At 60.2% G+C, this 21,098-nt stretch carries 26 protein-coding genes and 1 riboswitch; of the genes, 17 read left to right on the top strand and 9 right to left on the bottom strand.

Translation table 11 applies throughout. From position 1 onward, the window contains the following. Positions 1–10: 10 nt before the first annotated feature. The 7 genes from ODQ19_RS01685 to hisC all read left to right on the top strand — a co-directional run bounded on the left by ODQ19_RS01685 (position 11) and on the right by hisC (position 5,952). Positions 11–658 carry an MlaC/ttg2D family ABC transporter substrate-binding protein gene (locus ODQ19_RS01685; RefSeq protein ID WP_014716940.1) on the top strand — a complete coding sequence of 216 codons (648 nt, stop codon included), beginning with the start codon at positions 11–13 and terminating at the stop codon, positions 656–658. Continuing rightward, positions 655–960, top strand: coding sequence for an STAS domain-containing protein (locus ODQ19_RS01680; RefSeq protein WP_116667159.1), 306 nt, complete (start codon positions 655–657; stop codon positions 958–960). The genes ODQ19_RS01685 and ODQ19_RS01680 overlap by 4 nt, the downstream gene beginning before the upstream one ends. 114 nt (positions 961–1,074) lie before the next feature. Further along, positions 1,075–1,314, top strand: coding sequence for a BolA family protein (locus ODQ19_RS01675; RefSeq protein ID WP_330209191.1), 240 nt, complete (start codon positions 1,075–1,077; stop codon positions 1,312–1,314). Positions 1,315–1,337: 23 nt separating this feature from the next. Next, positions 1,338–2,603, top strand: coding sequence for a UDP-N-acetylglucosamine 1-carboxyvinyltransferase (gene murA / locus ODQ19_RS01670; protein WP_005784861.1), 1,266 nt, complete (start codon positions 1,338–1,340; stop codon positions 2,601–2,603). Positions 2,604–2,815: 212 nt separating this feature from the next. Then, the gene (gene hisG, locus ODQ19_RS01665; protein ID WP_003188599.1) at positions 2,816–3,451 is read left to right on the top strand and encodes an ATP phosphoribosyltransferase; all 636 of its coding nucleotides are present in this window, start codon (positions 2,816–2,818) and stop codon (positions 3,449–3,451) included. A 128-nt stretch (positions 3,452–3,579) separates the two neighbouring features. Further along, on the top strand, positions 3,580–4,896 hold the full coding sequence (gene hisD / locus ODQ19_RS01660; protein WP_054919317.1) for a histidinol dehydrogenase: 1,317 nt from the start codon (positions 3,580–3,582) through the stop codon (positions 4,894–4,896). A 3-nt stretch (positions 4,897–4,899) separates the two neighbouring features. Further along, on the top strand, positions 4,900–5,952 hold the full coding sequence (gene hisC, locus ODQ19_RS01655) for a histidinol-phosphate transaminase (protein ID WP_116667161.1): 1,053 nt from the start codon (positions 4,900–4,902) through the stop codon (positions 5,950–5,952). A 127-nt stretch (positions 5,953–6,079) separates the two neighbouring features. Here the strand turns inward: hisC and ODQ19_RS01650 are convergent, their stop codons facing one another. After that, positions 6,080–7,357, bottom strand: coding sequence for a uracil-xanthine permease family protein (locus ODQ19_RS01650; protein ID WP_330209190.1), 1,278 nt, complete (start codon positions 7,355–7,357; stop codon positions 6,080–6,082). A gap of 2 nt (positions 7,358–7,359) precedes the next feature. Further along, the gene (gene upp / locus ODQ19_RS01645; protein ID WP_017138223.1) at positions 7,360–7,998 is read right to left on the bottom strand and encodes a uracil phosphoribosyltransferase; all 639 of its coding nucleotides are present in this window, start codon (positions 7,996–7,998) and stop codon (positions 7,360–7,362) included. Between the two features lie 164 nt (positions 7,999–8,162). On the opposite strand from upp, the gene ODQ19_RS01640 reads away from it, so the two are divergent. The 3 genes from ODQ19_RS01640 (at position 8,163) to ODQ19_RS01630 (ending at position 9,690) form a co-directional block, all read left to right on the top strand. Next, the gene (locus ODQ19_RS01640; protein WP_003188610.1) at positions 8,163–8,720 is read left to right on the top strand and encodes a hypoxanthine-guanine phosphoribosyltransferase; all 558 of its coding nucleotides are present in this window, start codon (positions 8,163–8,165) and stop codon (positions 8,718–8,720) included. Positions 8,721–8,723: 3 nt separating this feature from the next. Next, the gene (locus ODQ19_RS01635; protein WP_020301262.1) at positions 8,724–9,191 is read left to right on the top strand and encodes a WbuC family cupin fold metalloprotein; all 468 of its coding nucleotides are present in this window, start codon (positions 8,724–8,726) and stop codon (positions 9,189–9,191) included. A 211-nt stretch (positions 9,192–9,402) separates the two neighbouring features. Then, complete coding sequence (locus ODQ19_RS01630; protein WP_003188614.1) at positions 9,403–9,690, top strand: PA4642 family protein; 288 nt, start codon at positions 9,403–9,405, stop codon at positions 9,688–9,690. A 103-nt stretch (positions 9,691–9,793) separates the two neighbouring features. On the opposite strand, the gene mqo is transcribed toward ODQ19_RS01630, so the two are convergent. Continuing rightward, a complete protein-coding gene (mqo, locus tag ODQ19_RS01625; RefSeq protein ID WP_330209189.1) occupies positions 9,794–11,332 on the bottom strand; it encodes a malate dehydrogenase (quinone) in 1,539 nt (512 codons plus the stop codon). A 729-nt stretch (positions 11,333–12,061) separates the two neighbouring features. Further along, the gene (locus ODQ19_RS01620; RefSeq protein ID WP_116667163.1) at positions 12,062–12,295 is read right to left on the bottom strand and encodes a hypothetical protein; all 234 of its coding nucleotides are present in this window, start codon (positions 12,293–12,295) and stop codon (positions 12,062–12,064) included. Positions 12,296–12,477: 182 nt separating this feature from the next. Between ODQ19_RS01620 and ODQ19_RS01615 the strand changes: the two genes are divergently transcribed. After that, a complete protein-coding gene (locus ODQ19_RS01615; RefSeq protein WP_014716946.1) occupies positions 12,478–13,062 on the top strand; it encodes a YajG family lipoprotein in 585 nt (194 codons plus the stop codon). A 60-nt stretch (positions 13,063–13,122) separates the two neighbouring features. On the opposite strand, the gene ODQ19_RS01610 is transcribed toward ODQ19_RS01615, so the two are convergent. Further along, positions 13,123–13,332 (bottom strand): hypothetical protein, encoded by a 210-nt coding sequence (locus tag ODQ19_RS01610; protein ID WP_003188620.1) that lies wholly within the window; start codon positions 13,330–13,332, stop codon positions 13,123–13,125. A 182-nt stretch (positions 13,333–13,514) separates the two neighbouring features. On the opposite strand from ODQ19_RS01610, the gene ODQ19_RS01605 reads away from it, so the two are divergent. Then, positions 13,515–13,772, top strand: a complete 258-nt coding sequence (locus tag ODQ19_RS01605) for a hypothetical protein (RefSeq protein WP_014716948.1) — start codon at positions 13,515–13,517, stop codon at positions 13,770–13,772. 137 nt (positions 13,773–13,909) lie between these two features. Here ODQ19_RS01605 and ODQ19_RS01600 read toward each other — a convergent pair whose 3' ends face one another. Then, on the bottom strand, positions 13,910–15,073 hold the full coding sequence (locus ODQ19_RS01600; RefSeq protein WP_186559221.1) for a 1-acyl-sn-glycerol-3-phosphate acyltransferase: 1,164 nt from the start codon (positions 15,071–15,073) through the stop codon (positions 13,910–13,912). Between the two features lie 132 nt (positions 15,074–15,205). Here ODQ19_RS01600 and ODQ19_RS01595 point away from each other — a divergent pair, with 132 nt between their 5' ends. From ODQ19_RS01595 to ODQ19_RS01580, 4 genes are all read left to right on the top strand, one after another. After that, positions 15,206–15,388, top strand: coding sequence for a CPXCG motif-containing cysteine-rich protein (locus ODQ19_RS01595; protein WP_116667165.1), 183 nt, complete (start codon positions 15,206–15,208; stop codon positions 15,386–15,388). A gap of 11 nt (positions 15,389–15,399) precedes the next feature. Continuing rightward, positions 15,400–15,660, top strand: a complete 261-nt coding sequence (locus ODQ19_RS01590; RefSeq protein WP_032893538.1) for a putative signal transducing protein — start codon at positions 15,400–15,402, stop codon at positions 15,658–15,660. Positions 15,661–15,696: 36 nt separating this feature from the next. Continuing rightward, complete coding sequence (locus ODQ19_RS01585) at positions 15,697–16,317, top strand: SOS response-associated peptidase (protein ID WP_116667166.1); 621 nt, start codon at positions 15,697–15,699, stop codon at positions 16,315–16,317. A gap of 120 nt (positions 16,318–16,437) precedes the next feature. Further along, on the top strand, positions 16,438–17,256 hold the full coding sequence (locus tag ODQ19_RS01580; RefSeq protein ID WP_014716953.1) for a M48 family metallopeptidase: 819 nt from the start codon (positions 16,438–16,440) through the stop codon (positions 17,254–17,256). Between the two features lie 142 nt (positions 17,257–17,398). Here the strand turns inward: ODQ19_RS01580 and ODQ19_RS01575 are convergent, their stop codons facing one another. From ODQ19_RS01575 to ODQ19_RS01565, 3 genes are all read right to left on the bottom strand, one after another. After that, the gene (locus tag ODQ19_RS01575; protein WP_073843267.1) at positions 17,399–17,983 is read right to left on the bottom strand and encodes a TMEM165/GDT1 family protein; all 585 of its coding nucleotides are present in this window, start codon (positions 17,981–17,983) and stop codon (positions 17,399–17,401) included. A gap of 88 nt (positions 17,984–18,071) precedes the next feature. After that, positions 18,072–18,192: riboswitch (yybP-ykoY riboswitch) on the bottom strand. A 50-nt stretch (positions 18,193–18,242) separates the two neighbouring features. Beyond that, complete coding sequence (locus ODQ19_RS01570) at positions 18,243–19,241, bottom strand: class I SAM-dependent methyltransferase (RefSeq protein ID WP_330209188.1); 999 nt, start codon at positions 19,239–19,241, stop codon at positions 18,243–18,245. Between the two features lie 30 nt (positions 19,242–19,271). Continuing rightward, the gene (locus ODQ19_RS01565; RefSeq protein WP_330209241.1) at positions 19,272–20,237 is read right to left on the bottom strand and encodes a 2-hydroxyacid dehydrogenase; all 966 of its coding nucleotides are present in this window, start codon (positions 20,235–20,237) and stop codon (positions 19,272–19,274) included. A gap of 84 nt (positions 20,238–20,321) precedes the next feature. Here ODQ19_RS01565 and ODQ19_RS01560 point away from each other — a divergent pair, with 84 nt between their 5' ends. Beyond that, entirely contained in the window at positions 20,322–20,954 is a 633-nt protein-coding gene (locus ODQ19_RS01560) for a LysE family translocator (RefSeq protein WP_057701570.1), read from the top strand. The last annotated feature ends 144 nt before the right edge of the window (positions 20,955–21,098 follow it).

Below are 21,098 nucleotides of genomic sequence, written 5' to 3'. Positions count from 1 at the left end.
GAATCTGTTCATGATCTCTACCTTGCGACGTGGCCTGCTGGTACTGCTTGCAGCATTGCCGATGATGGCCAACGCGGCAGGTTCTGCCCACGATTTGGTGCAGGACACCACCAGCAAAATGCTGGCTGACCTCAAGGCTAATAAAGAACAGTACAAGCAAGACCCTTCCAAGTTCTACAACGCGCTCAACACGATCGTTGGTCCTGTGGTCGACGCTGAAGGTATTTCCAAAAGCATCATGACGGTCAAGTATTCGCGCAAGGCTACGCCTGCGCAGATGCAGACGTTCCAGGAAAACTTCAAGAAGGGCCTGTTCCAGTTCTACGGTAACGCTCTGCTGGAATACAACAACCAGGGCATTATCGTTGACGCGCCCAAGGACGAGTCGGGCGACCGTGCCGAAGTCGGGATGAAAGTCTCCGGCAGCAATGGCGCCGTGTACCCAGTGTCCTACACCCTGACGAAGATCAACGGCGAGTGGAAACTGCGCAACGTGATCATCAACGGTATCAATATCGGCAAGCTGTTCCGTGATCAGTTCGCCGACGCAATGCAGCGCAATGGCAACGACCTGGACAAGACCATCAATGGTTGGGCCGGTGAAGTGGCCAAGGCCAAGGAAGAAACCGACAAAGCTGCCGGGAAGCCTGCGCAATGACCGAGTCGGCTGTTCGTATCGGCGATGCCGGCGAGCTGTTCCTCAGCGGCGTGCTGGATTACCGCACCGGGCCTGACCTGCGCAAGCGGGGCCAGGCGCTGATCAAGGCCAGCAAGGCGCCAGAGCTGGTGCTCGATTGCTCGGCAGTGACCAAGTCCAGCAGTGTTGGCCTGTCGTTGTTGCTGTGCTTCATGCGTGATGCCGAGGCGGCGAAAAAACCGGTCAGCATCCGTGCGTTGCCAGAAGACATGCGCGAAATTGCCGAAGTTTCCGGTTTGACCGAGCTGTTGGCGCATCCTTAATACACATTATTAAAGAAGCCCCCCGTCAGAGTCCTGCTATGCGGGGTTCGCAGGCGCGGGGCTTTTTTGTATGATGTGCGACCCGTGCGCACTGGGCGCCGATAGAGGTTGAGCATGCAGGCCCTAGAAGTTAAGAGCTTCCTTGAAGGAAAGCTGCCTGAAACGACTGTAGAAGTTGAAGGCGAAGGCTGCAAATTCCAGCTGAACGTGATTAGCGATGAACTGGCGGCATTGAGCCCGGTCAAGCGTCAGCAGCAGATCTATGCCCATTTGAACCCATGGATCACCGATGGCAGCATCCATGCGGTCACTATGAAATTTTTCAGCCGCGCGGCCTGGGCCGAGCGCACCTGAGCCCCCAAGGCGTCGAGATTCTTATGGATAAATTGATTATTACCGGCGGTGCCCGCCTTGATGGCGAGATCCGCATTTCCGGTGCGAAAAACTCCGCCTTGCCGATCCTGGCAGCGACCCTGCTGTGCGATGGCCCGGTGACTGTGGCCAACCTGCCGCACCTGCACGACATCACCACCATGATCGAACTGTTCGGTCGCATGGGCATTGAGCCGGTGATCGACGAGAAGCTGGCGGTCGAAATCGACCCACGCACCATCAAGACCTTGATCGCCCCGTACGAACTGGTGAAAACCATGCGTGCGTCGATCCTGGTGCTGGGCCCGATGGTTGCCCGTTTCGGCGAAGCCGAAGTGGCTTTGCCTGGCGGTTGCGCCATTGGTTCGCGTCCGGTCGACCTGCACATCCGTGGCCTTGAGGCCATGGGCGCAGTCATCGACGTCGAAGGCGGCTACATCAAGGCCAAGGCGCCGGAAGGCGGCCTGCGTGGCGCGAACTTCTTCTTCGATACCGTCAGCGTCACCGGTACCGAGAACATTATGATGGCCGCTGCCCTGGCCAAAGGCCGCAGCGTGCTGCAAAACGCCGCGCGTGAGCCGGAGGTGGTCGACCTGGCCAACTTCCTCAACGCCATGGGCGCCAAAGTTTCCGGCGCTGGCACCGACACCATCACTATTGACGGTGTAGAGCGTCTGCACACCGCCACTTACAAAGTCATGCCTGACCGCATCGAGACCGGCACCTACCTGGTTGCCGCTGCCGTGACCGGTGGCCGTGTGAAGGTCAAGGACACCGATCCGACTATCCTTGAAGCCGTCCTGGAAAAACTCAAGGAAGCCGGCGCAGAGATCACCACCGGCGAAGACTGGATCGAGCTGAACATGCACGGCAAGCGGCCAAAAGCTGTCAACGTGCGTACTGCTCCGTATCCGGCGTTCCCGACCGACATGCAAGCGCAGTTCATCTCCTTGAACGCGATTGCCGAAGGCACCGGTGCCGTGATCGAGACCATCTTCGAAAACCGTTTCATGCACGTGTATGAACTGCACCGCATGGGCGCCAAGATCCAGGTCGAAGGCAACACCGCTATCGTCACCGGCATCGACAAGCTCAAGGGCGCGCCAGTAATGGCAACCGACCTGCGTGCCTCGGCCAGCCTGGTGATCTCGGCACTGTGCGCCGAAGGTGACACCCTGATCGACCGCATCTACCACATAGACCGTGGTTACGAGTGCATTGAAGAGAAACTGCAGATGCTCGGCGCAAAAATCCGCCGCGTACCGGGCTAACCCCCTGTTTGTGGCGAGGGAGCTTGCTCCCGCTGGACTGCGTAGCAGTCCCGCTCTTCGGGGGCCGCTTCGCGTCCCAGCGGGAGCAAGCTCCCTCGCCACAGTTTGTTGTTAACTGGTTTGTTTCAAATCGAGACTGTCATGGCCTCGATCTGTGTCTGGCGCCGTTTGCGACCGGACAGCAATAGCCTGATGAAGGACTGACATTTCCCATGTTGACCATCGCACTGTCCAAGGGCCGCATCCTTGACGACACGTTGCCGCTTCTGGCTGAAGCGGGCATCGTGCCGACCGAGAATCCGGACAAGAGCCGCAAGCTGATCATCCCCACGACCCAGGACGACGTGCGCCTGCTGATCGTGCGGGCTACCGACGTGCCGACCTACGTTGAACATGGCGCTGCCGACCTGGGTGTTGCCGGCAAGGACGTGCTGATGGAATACGGCGGCCAGGGGCTGTACGAGCCATTGGACCTGCGCATCGCCCTGTGCAAACTGATGACCGCTGGCCGCGTCGGTGATGTCGAACCCAAAGGCCGCCTGCGGGTCGCCACCAAATTCGTCAACGTCGCCAAGCGCTATTACGCCGAACAAGGCCGTCAGGTCGATATCATCAAGCTCTACGGCTCCATGGAGCTGGCGCCGCTGATTGGCCTGGCCGACAAGATCATCGACGTGGTCGACACCGGTAACACCCTGCGCGCCAACGGTTTGGAACCCCAGGATTTCATCGCCGACATCAGCTCCCGCCTGATCGTCAACAAAGCTTCGATGAAGATGCAGCACGCCCGTATCCAGGCGTTGATCGACACCCTGCGCAAGGCAGTGGAGTCTCGACACCGCGGTTGACTCACCCGCGTAGCTGAAGAGCTACGCCCGTCTATCCGCCTCATAGCCAGAATTCTCAGGTGCCCAAGCGGAAACGACTGCTAGTTTAGGGCGCCTGAGTTTTTGCCAATTCTATTGAGGCCCTCGCTATGACCACGTCCACTGCAATTGCCCGACTCAACGCTGCCGACCCGGATTTCGCCCATCATCTGGATCATCTGCTGAGCTGGGAAAGCGTGTCCGACGACTCGGTCAACCAGCGGGTGCTCGACATTATCAAGGCCGTGCGCGAGCGCGGTGATGCGGCGCTGGTGGACTTCACCCGCCAGTTCGACGGCTTGGACGTGCAGTCCATGGCCGATCTGATCCTGCCGCGTGAACGCCTGGAGCTGGCCCTCACGCGCATCACCGCGCCACAGCGCGAAGCCCTGGAAGTCGCTGCGGCGCGGGTGCGCAGCTATCACGAAAAACAGAAGCAGGACTCCTGGAGCTACACCGAGGCCGATGGCACGGTGCTGGGTCAGAAGGTCACGCCACTGGACCGCGCCGGTCTGTACGTGCCGGGCGGTAAGGCGTCGTATCCATCGTCGGTGCTGATGAATGCGATCCCGGCCAAAGTCGCGGGCGTGACCGAAGTGGTCATGGTGGTGCCGACCCCCCGTGGCGAAATCAACGAGTTGGTGCTGGCTGCCGCCTGCATCGCCGGTGTCGACCGTGTGTTCACCATCGGTGGCGCCCAGGCCGTCGCAGCGCTGGCCTACGGCACTGAAAGCGTGCCGAAGGTCGACAAGGTGGTCGGCCCAGGCAACATCTACGTCGCCACCGCCAAGCGCCACGTGTTCGGCCAGGTCGGTATCGACATGATTGCCGGGCCCTCGGAAATCCTGGTGGTGTGTGACGGCCAGACCGACCCGGACTGGATCGCCATGGACCTGTTCTCCCAGGCGGAGCACGACGAAGATGCCCAGGCGATCCTGGTCAGCCCCGATGCCGAGTTCCTCGACAAGGTCGCCGCCAGTATCAATAAGCTGCTGCCGACCATGGAGCGTGCCGAGATCATCGAGAAGTCGATCAACGGCCGTGGTGCGCTGATTTTGGTGCGTGACATGGAGCAAGCCATTGAGGTGGCCAACCGCATCGCACCGGAGCACCTGGAGCTGTCCGTAGCGGACCCACAGGCCTGGTTGCCGTCGATCCGTCACGCAGGGGCGATCTTCATGGGCCGTCACACCAGTGAAGCCCTGGGCGACTACTGCGCCGGCCCCAACCACGTGTTGCCAACCTCCGGCACTGCGCGTTTCTCGTCGCCGCTGGGGGTGTACGACTTCCAGAAGCGCTCGTCGATTATCTTCTGCTCGCCACAAGGCGCTTCCGAGCTGGGCAAGACCGCCTCGGTGCTGGCCCGTGGTGAATCCCTCAGCGCTCACGCCCGTAGCGCTGAATACCGCATCGTCAAGGGAGAGTGAGGCATGAGCAAATTCTGGAGCCCTTTCGTCAAGGACCTGGTGCCTTACGTACCCGGTGAGCAACCGAAGCTGACCAAGCTGGTCAAGCTCAATACCAACGAAAACCCCTACGGCCCATCGCCCAAGGCGCTGGCGGCAATGCAGGCCGAGTTGAATGACAACTTGCGCCTGTACCCGGACCCCAACAGCGACCTGCTCAAGCAGGCCGTGGCCAAGTATTACGGGATCGATGCCGGCAAGGTGTTCCTCGGCAACGGTTCCGACGAAGTCTTGGCGCACATCTTCCATGGCCTATTCCAGCACGATCTGCCGCTGCTGTTCCCGGATATCAGCTACAGCTTCTACCCGGTGTACTGCGGCCTGTACGGCATCACGTTCGATGCGGTGGCATTGGACGAGCAGTTCCAGATTCGGGCTGCTGACTATGCCAGGCCCAACGGCGGGATCATCTTCCCCAACCCTAACGCGCCCACCGGCTGCGTACTGGCGCTGGACGCGGTGGAGCAGATTCTCAAGGCCAGCCCGGATTCTGTGGTGGTGGTCGATGAAGCCTATATCGACTTCGGCGGCGAAACTGCCATCAGCCTGGTCGACCGTTACCCGAACCTGCTGGTGACCCAGACCCTGTCCAAATCGCGCTCACTGGCCGGTTTGCGTGTGGGCCTGGCCGTGGGCCACCCAGACCTGATCGAAGCGCTGGAGCGGGTCAAGAACAGCTTCAACTCCTACCCGCTGGATCGGATGGCGATTGTTGGTGCGGCGGCCGCGTTTGACGACCGCGAATACTTTGAGAAGACCTGCCTGCGGGTGATCGACAGCCGCAACCAGGTCGTCGCGCAATTGCAGGGCAAGGGGTTTGAGGTGTTGCCGTCGGCGGCGAACTTCATCTTCGCGCGTCACCCGCGGCATGACGCTGCAGGGTTGGCCGCCAAGTTGCGGGAGCAAGGGGTGATTGTGCGGCACTTCAAGCAGGAGCGGATTGCCCAGTTCCTGCGGATCAGCATCGGGACGCCGGAGCAGAACCAGGCGCTGATCGACGGGCTCGGCGAGCTCTAAGTCGCACAGGAGATCAAAAATGTGGGAGCGGGCTTGCTCGCGAAAGCGGTTTATCAGTCACACAACTATTGACTGACACTGCGCCTTCGCGAGCAAGCCCGCTCCCACATTTGGTTTGTGGCGTTGGTTAGATCAGCGGCTCATCATCCGGCTTCTTGTTCTTCCAGCCATCATTGCCCGGCAGCAGCAAGTTCAAACCAATTGCCACCACCGCACACAGGGCGATGCCCTTGAGGCCGAAATCATCCGGGCCGGTGCCGGTGCCGACCAGCACACCGCCAATCCCGAATACCAGCGTTACCGACACAATCACCAGGTTGCGCGCCTCGCCCAGGTCGATCTTGTGGCGAATCAGCGTGTTCATCCCCACCGCAGCAATCGAGCCGAACAGCAGGCACAGAATCCCGCCCATCACCGGTACCGGGATGCTCTGCAGCAGCGCGCCGAACTTGCCGATGAACGCCAGGCTGATGGCAAACACTGCTGCCCAAGTCATGATTTTCGGGTTGTAGTTCTTGGTCAGCATCACGGCGCCGGTCACTTCGGCGTAGGTGGTGTTCGGCGGGCCGCCAAACATGCCGGCAGCCGTGGTGGCGATACCGTCACCCAGCAGCGTGCGATGCAGGCCAGGTTTTTTCAGGTAATCGCGGCCGGTCACGCTGCCTACCGCAATCACACCACCGATATGCTCGATCGCCGGGGCCAGTGCTACCGGGACGATAAACAGGATCGCCTGCCAGTTGAACTCCGGCGCGGTGAAGTGGGGCAGGGCGAACCAGGGTGCGGCGGCGATCTTCGCCGTGTCGACCACACCAAAGTAGAACGACATGGCAAAACCCACCAGCACGCCGGAAATGATCGGCACCAGGCGGAAAATGCCCTTGCCGAACACCGCCACGATCAAGGTGGTGAGCAGCGCTGGCATCGAGATCAGCATGGCGGTCTGGTAGTGGATCAGCTCCGCACCGTCGCCGGACTTGCCCATGGCCATATTGGCGGCAATCGGCGCCATGGCCAGACCGATCGAGATGATCACCGGGCCGATGACCACCGGTGGCAGCAGCTGATCGATAAAGCCGGTGCCCTTGACCTTCACGGCCAGGCCCAGGAACGTATAGACGAAACCGGCCGCCATCACCCCGCCCATGGTCGCCGCCAGGCCGAACTGGCCCTTGGCGAGAATGATCGGGGTGATGAACGCGAAGCTCGATGCCAAAAATACCGGCACCTGCCGCCCTGTCACCACCTGGAACAACAACGTGCCCAGGCCTGCGGTAAACAGCGCGACGTTTGGATCAAGACCTGTGATCAGCGGCATCAACACCAGCGCGCCAAATGCTACGAAGAGCATTTGTGCGCCAGACAGGATCTGGCGCCAAAGCGGGTCGTTGAATTCATCCTGCATGCTCACGCGTCCTTCTGCTTGGTGCCGAAGATCTTGTCGCCCGCATCGCCAAGGCCCGGGATGATGTAGCCGTGTTCGTTCAGCCGCTCATCGATGGACGCGGTGTAGATCTGCACGTCCGGGTGGGCTTTCTCGACGGCGGCGATGCCTTCGGGCGCGGCCACCAGCACCATGGCGCGGATGTCCTTGCAGCCGGCCTTTTTCAGCAAGTCGATGGTGGCGACCATGGAACTGCCGGTGGCGAGCATCGGGTCGATGATCATGGCCAGGCGTTCGTTGATTTCCGGGACGAGTTTTTCCAGGTAGGTGTGGGCCTGCAGTGTTTCTTCATTGCGGGCCACGCCCACGGCGCTGACCTTGGCGCCCGGAATCAGGCTGAGTACACCTTCGAGCATGCCGATACCGGCGCGCAGGATCGGCACCACGGTAATTTTCTTACCGGCGATTTTCTCCACTTGTACGGGACCGGCCCAACCGGGGATCTCGTAGGTTTCCAGAGGCAAATCCTTGGTGGCTTCGTAAGTGAGCAACGCTCCGACTTCCTGAGCAAGCTCACGGAAGTTCTTCGTGCTAATGTCGGCACGGCGCATAAGGCCGAGTTTGTGTCGGATCAGCGGGTGGCGGATCTCGCGAGTGGGCATAGGAAAGGCTCCGGCGGCGGGCAAAAAAACCGGCCTAGATTAATCTATCCGAGGGTGTTGTCCTATAGACATCAAGTACGTTAGTCCATAAAGGCTTGATTGGAGCGCACGAGAAGCGTACCTTCGCCCGCTTTTCTTGCCACAGCACCCCCTTGGAGAGCGCCATGTCTGCTGATCTCGAGCATATCCGTCAAATCATGCACGAGGCTGACTGCCTGTACACCGAAGCGCAAGTCGAAGCAGCGATCGCCAAGGTTGGCGCGCACATCACCCGCGAAATGGCCGACACCAACCCGGTGGTCTTTTGTGTGATGAACGGTGGCCTGATCTTCGCCGGTAAATTGCTGACTCACCTGCAGTTTCCGTTGGAAGCCTCTTACCTGCACGCCACCCGCTATCGCAATGAGACCAGCGGCGGCGACTTGTTCTGGAAGGCCAAGCCGGAAGTGTCGTTCATCGACCGTGACGTGTTGATCATCGATGACATTCTCGATGAAGGTCACACCCTGGGCGCTATCATCGATTTCTGCAAACATGCCGGCGCGCGCAAAGTGCATACCGCTGTGTTGATCGATAAAGACCACGACCGCAAAGCCCGCCCTGAACTCAAGGCCGATTTTGTTGGGCTGCCGTGCGTCGACCGCTATATCTTCGGGTATGGCATGGACTACAAGGGCTACTGGCGTAACGCCAATGGCATCTACGCCGTTAAAGGAATGTAATCGATGGCCCGCTTTCTTGATCAGACGCTGTTTGCCGAGTTGGCCGAGAAAGCGGCCGCCAATCCCCGTGGCCGTCAAAACGTTAACTTTCATGAGATGCAAGAGCCTTGTCATCGCATGGCCGTCGGTTTGCAGCCCAGCACCTATGTACAGCCTCACCGTCACCTGAGCGCCGATAAGGCTGAGACTTTGCTGGTGCTCAAAGGGCGCCTGGGAATCCTGATTTTCAGCGAGACGGGCGAAGTGTTGAGCACGCGTGTGTTGGAAGCGGGCGGAGAATGCCAGGGTGTCGACCTGTCGCCCGGCGTGTTCCATGGCCTGGTAGTGCTTGAACCGGACAGCGTGATGTTTGAGTGCAAGGCTGGCCCTTACCGCGCTGTGGGTGAGGGTGAGCTGGCCGACTGGGCACCCCGCGAAGGTGAGGCGGGTATGGCTGAGTATCATCGCTGGATGCTCGCCCAGTTCGATTGAAATCCAAACGTGGCCGTCTGTAGGAGCGAGCAAGCTCGCTCCTACAGAAAAACATCAACGATAACGCGTGCTTCCTGCATAAACGCGGCGCCTTTGAGCTTTTCGCGAGCAAGCTCGCTCCTACAGGTATTAGGGCAAGCCCCCTCCCACATCCGGCTTCGCGCAGGTAGACTTCCAGTCCCGTGTAAATGTCTGCAGGCTGGAGTCGGTAATGCGTAAAGATAAGAAACAGGTGATCGGCGACGAAATCGGTGACGACCAGATCAAGTTGTTCCTGGACTTCGAGCCGGTTGATGCGACGTCGCCATCCCTGCACAAACTGATCAAGGCCTATCGCGGCCTGCGTATCGACGACTTCGAGCGTTTCCTGGGCTTTTTCAAAGAAGCAGGCCTGGACCTGGATGGCAAGGACGAGCATGGCCAGACCTTCGTCGACCTGATCAAAGACCAGCGCAACGCCGCCGAATACATCGAGCTGATCGACAACGCCCGCGGCTGATTATCCGAGCCACAAAAAAACGCCCCGGCCTCATAAGAGTCCGGGGCGTTTGGCTTTTAACGGTAGGAGCGAGCTTGCTCGCGAAGAACCTGAGAGCGCTGCGTTAATCCACTTGCGCTGCGTTATCGTTGACGTTTTTCGCGAGCGAGCTCGCTCCTACAGGTTCCACCAGCTCAAGGCTGATGTTGTTCTGCGTGTTGATCTGGCGATACAGCTCGGCATCGGTCTCCAGGACCTTTTCCCGCGCCGGGAAGATCTCGTGCAGCTTGCTCGCCCATTCACCGGCAGCCTTCTGCGGGAAGCAGCGTTCAATCAGCTCGAGCATGATCGACACGGTGACCGAAGCGCCTGGGGACGCGCCCAGCAGCGCCGCGAGCGAACCGTCCTTGGCCGCCACCAGCTCGGTGCCGAATTGCAGCACGCCGCCTTTCTTCGGGTCTTTCTTGATGATCTGCACGCGCTGGCCGGCCACTTCCAGGCGCCAGTCCTCGGCTTTCGCCTCAGGGTAGAAGCGACGCAGGGATTCCAGGCGCTGTTCCATGGACTGGCGCACTTCGCTGACCAGGTACTTGGTCAGGTCCATGTTGTCGCGGGCCACGGCCAGCATCGGGCCGATGTTGCCGGCGCGAATCGACATCGGCAGGTCAAGGAACGAGCCGTGCTTGAGGAACTTGGTGGTGAAACCGGCGTATGGCCCGAACAGCAGGGATTTCTTGCCATCCACCACGCGGGTGTCCAAGTGCGGCACGGACATCGGCGGCGAACCCACGGCAGCCTGGCTGTAGACCTTGGCCTGGTGCTGCTTGACCACTTCCGGGTTGTCGCAGCGCAACCACTGGCCGCTCACCGGGAAGCCGCCGAAGCCTTTGCTCTCTTCGATGCCCGAAGCCTGCAGTAACGGCAGCGCCGCACCGCCAGCGCCGAGGAATACGAACTTGGCATCCACGTCGCGGCTGTTACCGCTGTTGACGTCCTTGATGCTCACGGTCCAGCCTGCGCCGTTGCGCTTGAGGCCGGTCACGCGTTTGCAGTACTTGACCTGGGCGTCCGGCGAGCTGGTCAGGTGGCTGAGCAACTGATTGGTCAGCGCGCCAAAGTTGACGTCGGTGCCGTTCATCACGCGGGTGGCGGCGATTTTTTCGTCGAGCGGGCGGCCCGGCATCATCAACGGCATCCACTCGGCCATTTCGCTGCGGTCTTCGGTGTAGTGCATGTCCGAAAACGCGTGGTGCTGGCTGAGGGTCTCAAAGCGCTTCTTGAGGAAGGCCACGCCTTTGTCGCCCTGCACGAAGCTCAGGTGCGGCACCGGGCTGATGAACGACTTGGACGAGCCAAAGGTGCCCTTCTTGGTCAGGTAAGCCCAGAACTGCTTCGACACCTCGAACTGGGTGTTGATGTGCACGGCTTTCTTGATGTCGATGGAACCATCGGCGGCCTGCGGCGTGTAGTTCAGCTCGCACAGCCCCGCGTGGCCGGTACCGGCGTTGTTCCACGGGTTGGAACTCTCCGCGGCACCCGAGTCCATCAGCTCAACGACTTCCAGCGTGAGGCCGGGGTCGAGCTCTTTGAGGAGTACGGCCAGGGTGGCACTCATGATGCCGGCCCCTACCAGTACTACGTCGACTGCTTCGTTATGCGCCATTTAACGCGTCTCCAAAATCTGCAGCACCAAATTGTCGGCATGGCTGCCAGGAGTGACGGGGCGGTTCACGTGTTGCCCCAGGTTACCCATGGCCAGGATCGCCATGTCCGATTCGCAATTCTTTGCAACTTCAGCACACGCTTCCTGCCGGGCTAATCTGCCTATGAACGCATTCATGGGCGCCTGTGGCAATTCGACTTATGGTCAAAGCGTGCGATTCGTGCAACCAATCCGTAGCGGACAGGCTCAAGCTCCGGTTTTTGAGGAAGGCTCGATCCTGTGTAATTGGGCTGACCCAGACGCTGATGGTGCTTGTACAAACGCCAAACTATTCATTTGCTCGCCACACTCTTGTGAAGTTGTGAAAACCCGTTTTTTTCACGCTCTTTTGAAGACGTGAACCTCAAAAAAGGGCTGCCCCAGCCTGGCACCTGGCCCGCAAACCTCTGCCGACATGCGACAAAACGGGCAAACAACTCAAGTGGCCGAGCGCAATGGCAGCTCTGGCAGATTCGATAAAAGACGGGGTGGTTTGCAAAGGAAACAGCAAGCACGCCAGCTTCACTCGATCTGTGTGGGCGGCTCTCTGTGGGCGATTTTGGGGGCTAATGCCTGGGCATTAACGATGCTGCGAGGCCCGATCAGGAGACGTCCTTATAATCGGGGGGAGATTGTAGCGAAGAACGTCAGGGAAATGGGCGTGTTTTATGACTTTTATTAGAGCCCCGGTCAGGAGGCCAACGCTTGCCGGTGTTGTGCGCGAAAAACCTGCGGGCTGACGCGGGCGCTGGCCGGCAGTGGGCGGTGCATCCAGCCCAGGTGAGTCTCTGTCACTTCCACCCAGCCTTCACCGACGGGCGGCAGGCTGCATTGCTTGAATGCCTGGCAATGGCCTTTGGCATCGAGCAAGGCAAAGTGGCGATGGCGGGCGTGTGACATGAACAGGGTCTTGAGAAGGCGCATGGCTGTGTACCTGGTGTGTTACATGCTTGAAGGTTGCCAGTGTGGCATGACACTGGGGTGACGAATTTATGCGAATTTGTAATTTGCACCGGGGCTTCAGCCACCGTTCAGGATCGCTGGTGAGTGGCGCGCGTGCACCGTTATACTGGCGACCTGTCTGCACCTAGTCCTGGAGAAATGCGATGTTGCAACGCCTGTTGTTCGGTTTGATCACTGTGACCAGTTTGACCCTTGTCGGCTGCGCCAACAGCCCGCAACAACTCAGCCCGCAACCTAAAGTCACTGCGCCGTTGGCTGCGGTAGGCCACGGCCAGCCGGTCTCGGTACGCGTGGTTGACGGTCGTCCGTCGCCGACCCTGGGCTCGCGTGGCGGCCTGTATCCGGAGACCGCACTGATTTCGGTGACCGGCCAGGATGTGCTGCCCAAGTTGCAGGCCCAGGCTGAAGCCGCCGTGCGTTTGTTGGGCTTTACGCCGACCAACTCCCCAGGCGTGCCACAACTGACCGTGACCCTGGCCGAGCTGAAATACCAGTCGCCCAAAGACGGCCTGTATGTGACCGAGGCTTCCATCGGCGCGACCTTCAAGTCTGACGTCAGTGCCGGCACCCGCCGTTACAGTGGCCGCTACGCTGCCTCGCTCAACCAGCGTTTCGGCATGTCGCCCAACCAGGAAACCAACACCAAGCTGGTCAGCGACGTGCTCAGCGATGCCTTGACCCGTCTGTTCAAGGACCCAAGCATCGGCCAACTGCTCAGCGCGCAATAAGCCGCTCACAAAAAAACCGGGCTCATCGCTGAGCCCGGTTTTTTTGTGCCTGTGGTTTTGTCATGCCGCTGTATCGACATAAAAATCCAGCATGCTCACACCGGTAAGCAGATCCAGCTCCGGCAGGTCGGCGTGCTGGTGTCCGCCGAGGGCGCAATACACCAGCCAATGGCGGTCCTGAACGTTGAACGCGAGGCTGCCGATCAGCGCCTCCTGCTCCTCGCTCTGGGCGATCAGATACAGCCGATCCTGGTTTTGCGCATGCAACATGACAAGCTCCTCAAGCGTCGAAGGGCAACAGAGTGGCTTGTTAAGGTGACGTTCAGGTGACGGCGTAAATTACTGGATACATTAGCCGTCAATGGGGAAGGAGCATCTAAGGCGCAGGAGGCGACTGTCGTTCAGGTATGTATCTGGACTGATACCCGAAGACTGGTTCACCGAGGTTTGCGATGGCGCTGCCCGCACTGCTCATCAATATTGTTGCCCTGTTGGTTGCCTGCTCGGGCGCCTGGGTGTTGTTCATCACCCGCCTGCATGCGCAACGTGCGATGGCCGACCTGGCCCTGCGCAGCGAAGAGCGCGCTATCGACCAGCCGATGTTGTTTCTGGATACACGCACCGAACGGGCGCATCGTCTGGCGTACCGCGTCGGGTTCGCCTGCCTTGGCCTGGCCCTGGCCATCTCCTGGCTGAGCACCCACTTCTAATTCCACTGCAAAATCAAATGTGGGAGCGGGCTTGCCCGCGAAGGCGGTGTATCAGCCCGCGCATCTTTAACTGATCCAACGCATTCGCGAGCAAGCCCGCTCCCACACAAGCCTGCTCACATATTTTGGATGGATGCTTACAGAGGAATCCCGGCCTTGACTCGGTATTGGTTGCGTACCGGCGTCGCATACTGCACCACCAGATAAGGTCGGTGCTCCGCCGGGCACTCGTTCAAGCGCCGCTCCCATTCCGCCTTGGCCTTGGCCAGCTCATCGGCCGGGAACACGTCCGCCGCCTTGGGCACCTGCAGTTGTGGGTCGGCATCACTCCACTGCGCGTACGCCAGGTAATGCACCGGAAACAAGCGGTAACCACCGAGGATCTGCCGATCCATTTCCACTGCCAGCAGCTTGGTGTCTTCAAAACGCTCGGTGATCGGCGGCGCAAAGTTCACGTGCACCCGGCCTTTATAGCCGGTGATGCCCAGGGCAATGCTCACATCATCCTCGCCCGGTGCCTTGGTGTAGGTGCCGGTGGTGGCGCGGATATACAGCTCGCGGGCCTTGGCGGCATCGCAGGGGTCGTACTCGTAGCTGATGGACACCGGCGTCAGGTTCAATGACTGGATGACCTCGGCAAACGGCTCGTCCTTGCGGCTGACGTGGAACATCTTGAGGATCGCCGATTCGGTACGGTCATCGCCATCCTTGGCCCGGCCTTCAGCCTGGGCGATCCAGATCGACTGGCAGTCGTTGCGGATCGAATGGTTGATGTAGGCCGACAGCAGGTTGTAAGCGGCCATCTTCTCCTTTCGCCCGGTGATCGAACGGTGCACGATGAAGCTCTTGTTCAGGCGCATCAGGTCGCTGACAAACGGCTTTTGCAGCAGGTTGTCACCGATGGCGATGCGCGGCGTCGGCAGGCCGGCGTGGTACACGGCGTAGTTGACGAAGGCCGGGTCCATCACGATGTCGCGGTGGTTGGCCAGGAACAGATAGGCGGTGCCGGATTTCAATTGTTCGACGCCGGTATAGGTCACGCCGTCGGTCGCCCGGTCAATGGTGTGGTCGACGTAGTACTCGACTTTGTCTTGCAGCGTAGCCACGGTGGTGACGCCGGCGAACTCACGGCGTAGTTTGCGCGCGATCATCGGCTTGAGCAGCCAGCCCAAGGCGCCGGCAAAGCGCGGGAAGCGGAAGTGGGTCAGTATGTCCAGAAAGGCCTTGTCACTGAACAGACGCGCCAGCACTGCCGGGACTTCGCTGTCGTTGTAAGGTCGGATGGTATCGAATTCGCCCATCATGCTCTCTTGTTAGAAACGGCTAGGGTAAGTAAAAGGAAATGCCAGGGTGCGGTCCGAATAAGGGGCCGGCCAAGAATAGCCCTGTAAATAGACCGGCGATTATACGCACAAGTCACCTGGGAGACTGCGATGCTCGAAAGTGCGCTGTACGATTGTCCTTATTGTGGCGAAGCGGTCGAGACAACGGTGGATTTGTCCGGTGGTGACCAGACCTATATAGAAGACTGCCAAGTGTGTTGCCGGCCGATCACGTTCGACCTGCAAGTCCATGGTGATGAGTGGATGCTTGAAACCCGTAGCGAAAATGAATAACAGGTACGCCCATGCAGCGAATCTACGAACCGGAAAATCTCATGGAGGGCGAGTTGCTGCAGCAGATGCTTGCCAGTGAAGGCATCGAGGCGCATCTGGTGGGGCGCCATTTGCTCGGGGGCACGGGCGAGTTGCCGATATTTGGCTTGCTGGGGCTGGAGGTCGACAACGACCAGGCCGCCTGTGCCCGCGAGCTGATCACCGCCTATATCGGCGCCCAACCGTTGCCCGGCGACGAACCCGACAGCTTCCCCGACGTATTGGTCTGTTAGGCTGTCCGTCGGTTTACCCAAGAGTCGTGTTGCCCCATGTGTGGACGTTATGCCCTGTTTCGCTGGAACCCTGCCTTTGCTGCCTTGCCCGGCTTCCCCGCCGACCAGCAGGCCCAGTGGAACATCTCCCCCAATGATTCGGTGCTGATCCAGCGCTTGAGCGAGGGCCAACTCACCCTGGCGCGTGCCCGCTGGGGCCTGACGCCGCCCTGGCTGACAGACCTGTCGCGCACCCCGGCCCACGCCCGCGCTGAAACCCTGGCCGAACAACCGATGTTTCGCGAAGCATTCCGCCAGCGCCGATGCCTGCTGCCCGCCAATGGCTTTTATGAGTGGCGCGGCACCCAGCGCAAGCGCCCGTACTGGCTCACACCGGGGGAGGGCTCCACGTTGTTCTTTGCCGCAGTGTGGGAAGCGTATCCGGTGCAGGAGCAGGTATGGCTGAGCACGGCGGTGGTTACCCAAGCGGCGCAAAGCCAGCGCCGGCCGTTGATTCTGGACGCGGCAGGGCAGGCCGCCTGGCTCGACCCCGAGACACCGCTGCATGTATTGCAGGGCCTGCTGGCGGCTGAGCCTGCCGTGCTGCGCGAGCGGGTGCTGGCCAATATGGTCAACGATCCGAAGCTCAATGGGCCCGAGTGCCTGACCCCGGCGTGAGCTTTGCCAGTCCGGTCGCGTTCGGATGTATCTGAAATTCAGCGGTTAAACGTCTGGTGTATCTGGCGCAGATACCAATGACCGCCTACGATACGCGCCATGTTTTCAGGGAGCGTGTTCATGAAGAAGTCATTGGTGGTAAGCGGTTTGGTTGCAGCGATGCTGCTGGCGGGTTGTCAGTCGGTCAATACCACCAGCGGCGGCGCCGTTGGGGTGGAGCGCAAGCAGTACATGTTCAGCATGCTGTCGAGCCAGGAAGTCGACCAAATGTATGCCCAGTCTTATCAGCAGACCCTGGGTGAAGCCAGCAGCAAAGGGGTGCTGGACAAGACCAGCGCCAACGCCAAGCGCGTGCAGGCCATTGCCAAGCGCCTGATCGCCCAGGCTCCGACTTTCCGCGCGGATGCGGCCCAGTGGAACTGGGACGTGAACCTGATCAAAAGCGATGAGATGAACGCCAACTGCGGGCCTGGCGGCAAGATCCTGGTGTACAGCGGCTTGATCGACAACCTCAAGCTCACCGATGACGAACTGGCCGCCGTGATGGGCCATGAAATCGCCCACGCCTTGCGTGAGCACGGCCGCGAAGCCATGTCCAAGGCTTACGGTATCCAGATGGCCAAGCAGGGCGCCGGGGCAATATTCGGTCTCGGCCAGGACAGCCTGGCACTGGCCGATACCGTGGCCAACTACGGCATGACCTTGCCCAACAGCCGCAGCAATGAAAACGAAGCCGACCTGATCGGCCTGGAACTGGCCGCCCGCGCTGGTTACAACCCGAACGCGGCCATCACGTTGTGGAACAAGATGGCCAAGGCTTCGGAAGGCGCACCGCCGGAATTCATGAGCACGCACCCGGCTTCCGACAGCCGCATCGCGTCCTTGCAGGCGGCGATTCCGAAGGTGATGCCGCTCTACCAGCAGGCCAAGAAGTCCTGATCCTGTAGGAGCGAGCTTGCTCGCGAAAAACGTCAACGATAACGCGTGCTGCCTGAATAAACGCGGCGCCGCTGAGTTTTTCGCGAGCAAGCTCGCTCCTACACGTATGTAGGGCAAGCCCGCTCCTCTCGTTCTGATCGGTTTACAGCCAGCCGCTGCTTTGCATGGCCTTGTATACCGCAATAATCGCCAGGATGAAGAACGCTGTTGCCGCCAATCGACGAATCAAGGTCAGCGGCAGTTTCTCCGCGGCAAAATTCCCTGCCAGCACCACCGGTACGTTGGCAATCAACATGCCCAGGGTGGTACCGATAATCACCAGCCACAATTCCGGGTATTGCGCGGCCAGCATCACCGTGGCGATCTGGGTCTTGTCACCGATTTCGGCGAGAAAGAACGCAATCAAGGTGGTCAGGAAGGGCCCGAACTTACGGGTGGTACTGGCTTCGTCATCATCGAGTTTGTCCGGCACCAGGGTCCACAGCGCCGTGGCGCAGAAGCTCGCGGCGAGGATCCAGTGCAGCACCGCATCCGAGAAGAAACTCCCGAACCAGGCGCCCACGGCACCGGCCGCCGCATGGTTGGCCAGGGTCGCGGCGACGATGCCGGCGATGATCGGCCAGGGCTTGCGAAAGCGAGCAGCAAGGATGAGTGCGAGCAGTTGCGTCTTGTCGCCGATTTCGGCCAGGGCAACGATTGCGGTAGGAACGAGTAGTGAATCCAGCATCAGGTTAGTTTCCAGGGGCGGGTCGACACGGCTATGACACGTACAGCCTTCCCGCCCCGGGTAAGGTGTGCGTGTCATAGGTCTTGTCAAACCCCGGTCCGTCTGTGCGGACTCCTGGGTCGCATACGCCATGGTCTGCTGACCAAGTATGTTGACGTATGCCGGACGAGCATGGGCTCGTGGGAGACTACTCCCCTAGGACGCTGCGGATTCTGCCTAGGCAAAACCCATTCGGCAAGCGTTCTTTTTCAAACCTCCGTCAGGGGCGCTTGGCGCGGTAAATGCGAAAACCGTTGCCTTCGGCCTTGATCGCGCAGATGCCCAAATGCTCTTCGATCAGTGGCTGGTACTTCAGGAAGCTATTGGCAACCAAGCGAAGTTCACCACCTTTTGCCAGGTGTTTCGCTGCTTTTCGCAGCAGGTTCTCCGTGGCGAAATAATCGGTGTGCACGCCGACATGGAACGGCGGGTTGCTCAAAATAGCGTTCAAACCCATGGGCGCCGCGTCGATACCGTCACCGGTCAACACGTCGGCTTCCAGGCCGTTCGCTGCCAGCGTCAGGCGACTGCTGGCGGCAGCAAAGGCATCCACATCCAGCATCGTCACCGTGTTATGCGGGTAGCGGCGTTTGACCGCAGCCCCCAACACTCCGGCGCCGCAACCGAAATCGAGCAAATGACCGCTGGGCAGTTTGTCCAGATGTTCCAACAGCAGTTCGGTGCCGCGGTCCAGGCGGCCGTGGCTGAACACACCGGGCAAGCTCACCACCTTCAGCGGGCCTTCGGCCAGCGGTACGTCGAAGACCTGCGCCAGGCTCTCAAGCTCCACGGCTTGCGGCGCGTTGGCGACGGTGACCTGCCACAGCTGGCAATGCCGTGCGCTATCGAGCTTGCGCGGTTTGCCGAACGGAACCATCTGCTTGGCGGCGCTTTCGATACCACCCTTTTTCTCGCCCACCAGAAACAGCTCGGCGCCAGGCAGGCGAGCGGCCACGGCGTTGAGCAGGTAGTCGGTGAGGTCTTTGGACTTGGGCAGGAAAATCACCGCCGCATCAAAAGCGCGCTCGGGCACCGTCACGCCAAACTGGCTGCGCTCTGCGAAGCGCGCATTGAGCGCCGCCTGGTCACCGGCATGCCAGCACCAGCCGTGGGCATTGGGCAGGCGCCCAAGCAAATCGTCGGCAGGCAAACCTACGAGCAGCAGGTTGCCTTGAAAAAGTTCGGCCTGGCGAAGCAGTACTTCACTGCGCGGATCCATAGTCTGCTCCTTGAAAAGGGGCGCAGTTTATCAACTGACGACGCGCAGCGGGGCGCCGTTGAAAAAGCCCTGGGCGTTTTCCGTGAGTTGGCCGACGATGCGCTGCCGTGCTTCGCGACTGCCCCAGGCGTTGTGGGGTGTGACGATCAAGCGTGGAATGTCTCCAGCCAGCAGCGGGTTGCCATTGACTGGCGGCTCGACACTCAGCACGTCAGTCGCTGCGCCGCCAAGGTGACCACTTCGCAGCGCATTGGCCAGGGCCTGTTCATTGATCAAACCACCGCGCGCAGTATTGACCACAAATGCGCCGGGCTTGAGCAAGGCCAGTTCGCGAGCGCCGATAAAGTCGCGGGTGTGTTCATTGAGTGGGCAATGCAGGGTCAGCGCATCGACCTGGGTCAGCAATTCGTCCAGCGGCAAACGGTCGGCGCGGGCAGGGCGCCCAGGTATCGCGCCGAGCATCACGCGCATGCCGAATGCCTCGGCCAGGCGTGCCACGGCACTGCCCAATTCACCATGGCCGAGCAGGCCGAGGGTTTTGCCTTCCAGTTCGACGATCGGATGGTCCAGCAGGCAAAACTGTTTGGCCTGCTGCCATTTGCCAGCGGCCACATCCTGTTGGTAGTCCTTCAAGCGCGTGGCGAGGTTGAGCAACAGCATGATCGTATGTTGTGCTACCGACGGCGTGCCGTAGCCCTGGCAGTTGCTCACGGTAATCCCCTGGGCGCGGGCGGCTTCAAGGTCGATATTGTTGGTGCCGGTGGCCGATACCAGGATCAGCTTGAGCTCGGGGCAGGCCGCCAGGGTTTGGGCCGTGAGCGGGATTTTATTGCTGATGGCGACTTGGGCGCCCTGCAAGCGCTCCCGCACATTTTCTGGCGTGGTCTGTTCAAACAACTGCAACTGGCTGAAGCAGTCATGCAAACCGCTGAGGTCGAGGTCGCCCAAGTCCAGGGAAGGGTGGTCGAGGAAGACGGCGCGGCGATTGTTCATGATCAACTGTACCTTTTGCGACGAGGTTCGAAGGCGTAATCTGCCGAGCCTATCAGATGAAATAATCAGTTACTTAATGGAGTGAGCATGTACGTCGCCGAGTTTTTGACCGTAGCCTTGATTCACTTATTGGCGGTGGCCAGCCCCGGCCCGGATTTCGCCGTGGTGGTGCGTGAAAGCGTGACCCACGGCCGCCGTGCCGGCACCTGGACGGCCCTGGGCGTCGGCACGGCGATTTTCGTGCATGTGGGTTATTCGCTGTTGGGGATCGGTTTGATCGTGTCCCAGTCCATCGTGTTGTTCAATGCGCTCAAATGGGCTGCCGCGGCGTACCTGCTATATATCGGCTTCAAGGCCCTGCGTGCGCAGCCGGCCAAGCCCACCGCCGAGGGCGAGCTGCACCGTGAAGCGGGCGAGCGCACCCCACGCGGCGCGTTTACCGCAGGTTTTGTGACCAATGGCTTGAACCCCAAGGCCACGCTGTTCTTCCTGTCACTGTTCACCGTGGTGATCAACCCCCACACGCCGCTGGCGGTACAGGCTGGTTACGGTGTGTACCTGGCGGTGGCCACGGCCTTATGGTTTTGCCTGGTGGCCATGTTGTTCAGCCAGCAACGCGTGCGTGCCGGGTTTGCGAAGATGGGCCACTGGTTTGATCGGACCATGGGGGCGGTGTTGATTGCCATCGGGGTGAAGCTGGCCTTTACCAGCATGAAATAATCATTTTTCTCAAGTAAGCACAGTCCAAATGTGGGAGCGGGCTTGCTCGCGAATGCGGAGTGTCAGCCGGTATATCGTTGACTGAATCACCGCATTCGCGAGCAAGCCCGCTCCCACATTGGGTCTCAGTAGGTTCGCGGTAGT

Origin of the sequence: Pseudomonas sp. AM4(2022), assembly GCF_036346515.1 — a bacterium.
GTDB lineage: Bacteria > Pseudomonadota > Gammaproteobacteria > Pseudomonadales > Pseudomonadaceae > Aquipseudomonas > Aquipseudomonas paracarnis.
This window is presented reverse-complemented; position numbering and strand designations above follow the sequence as displayed.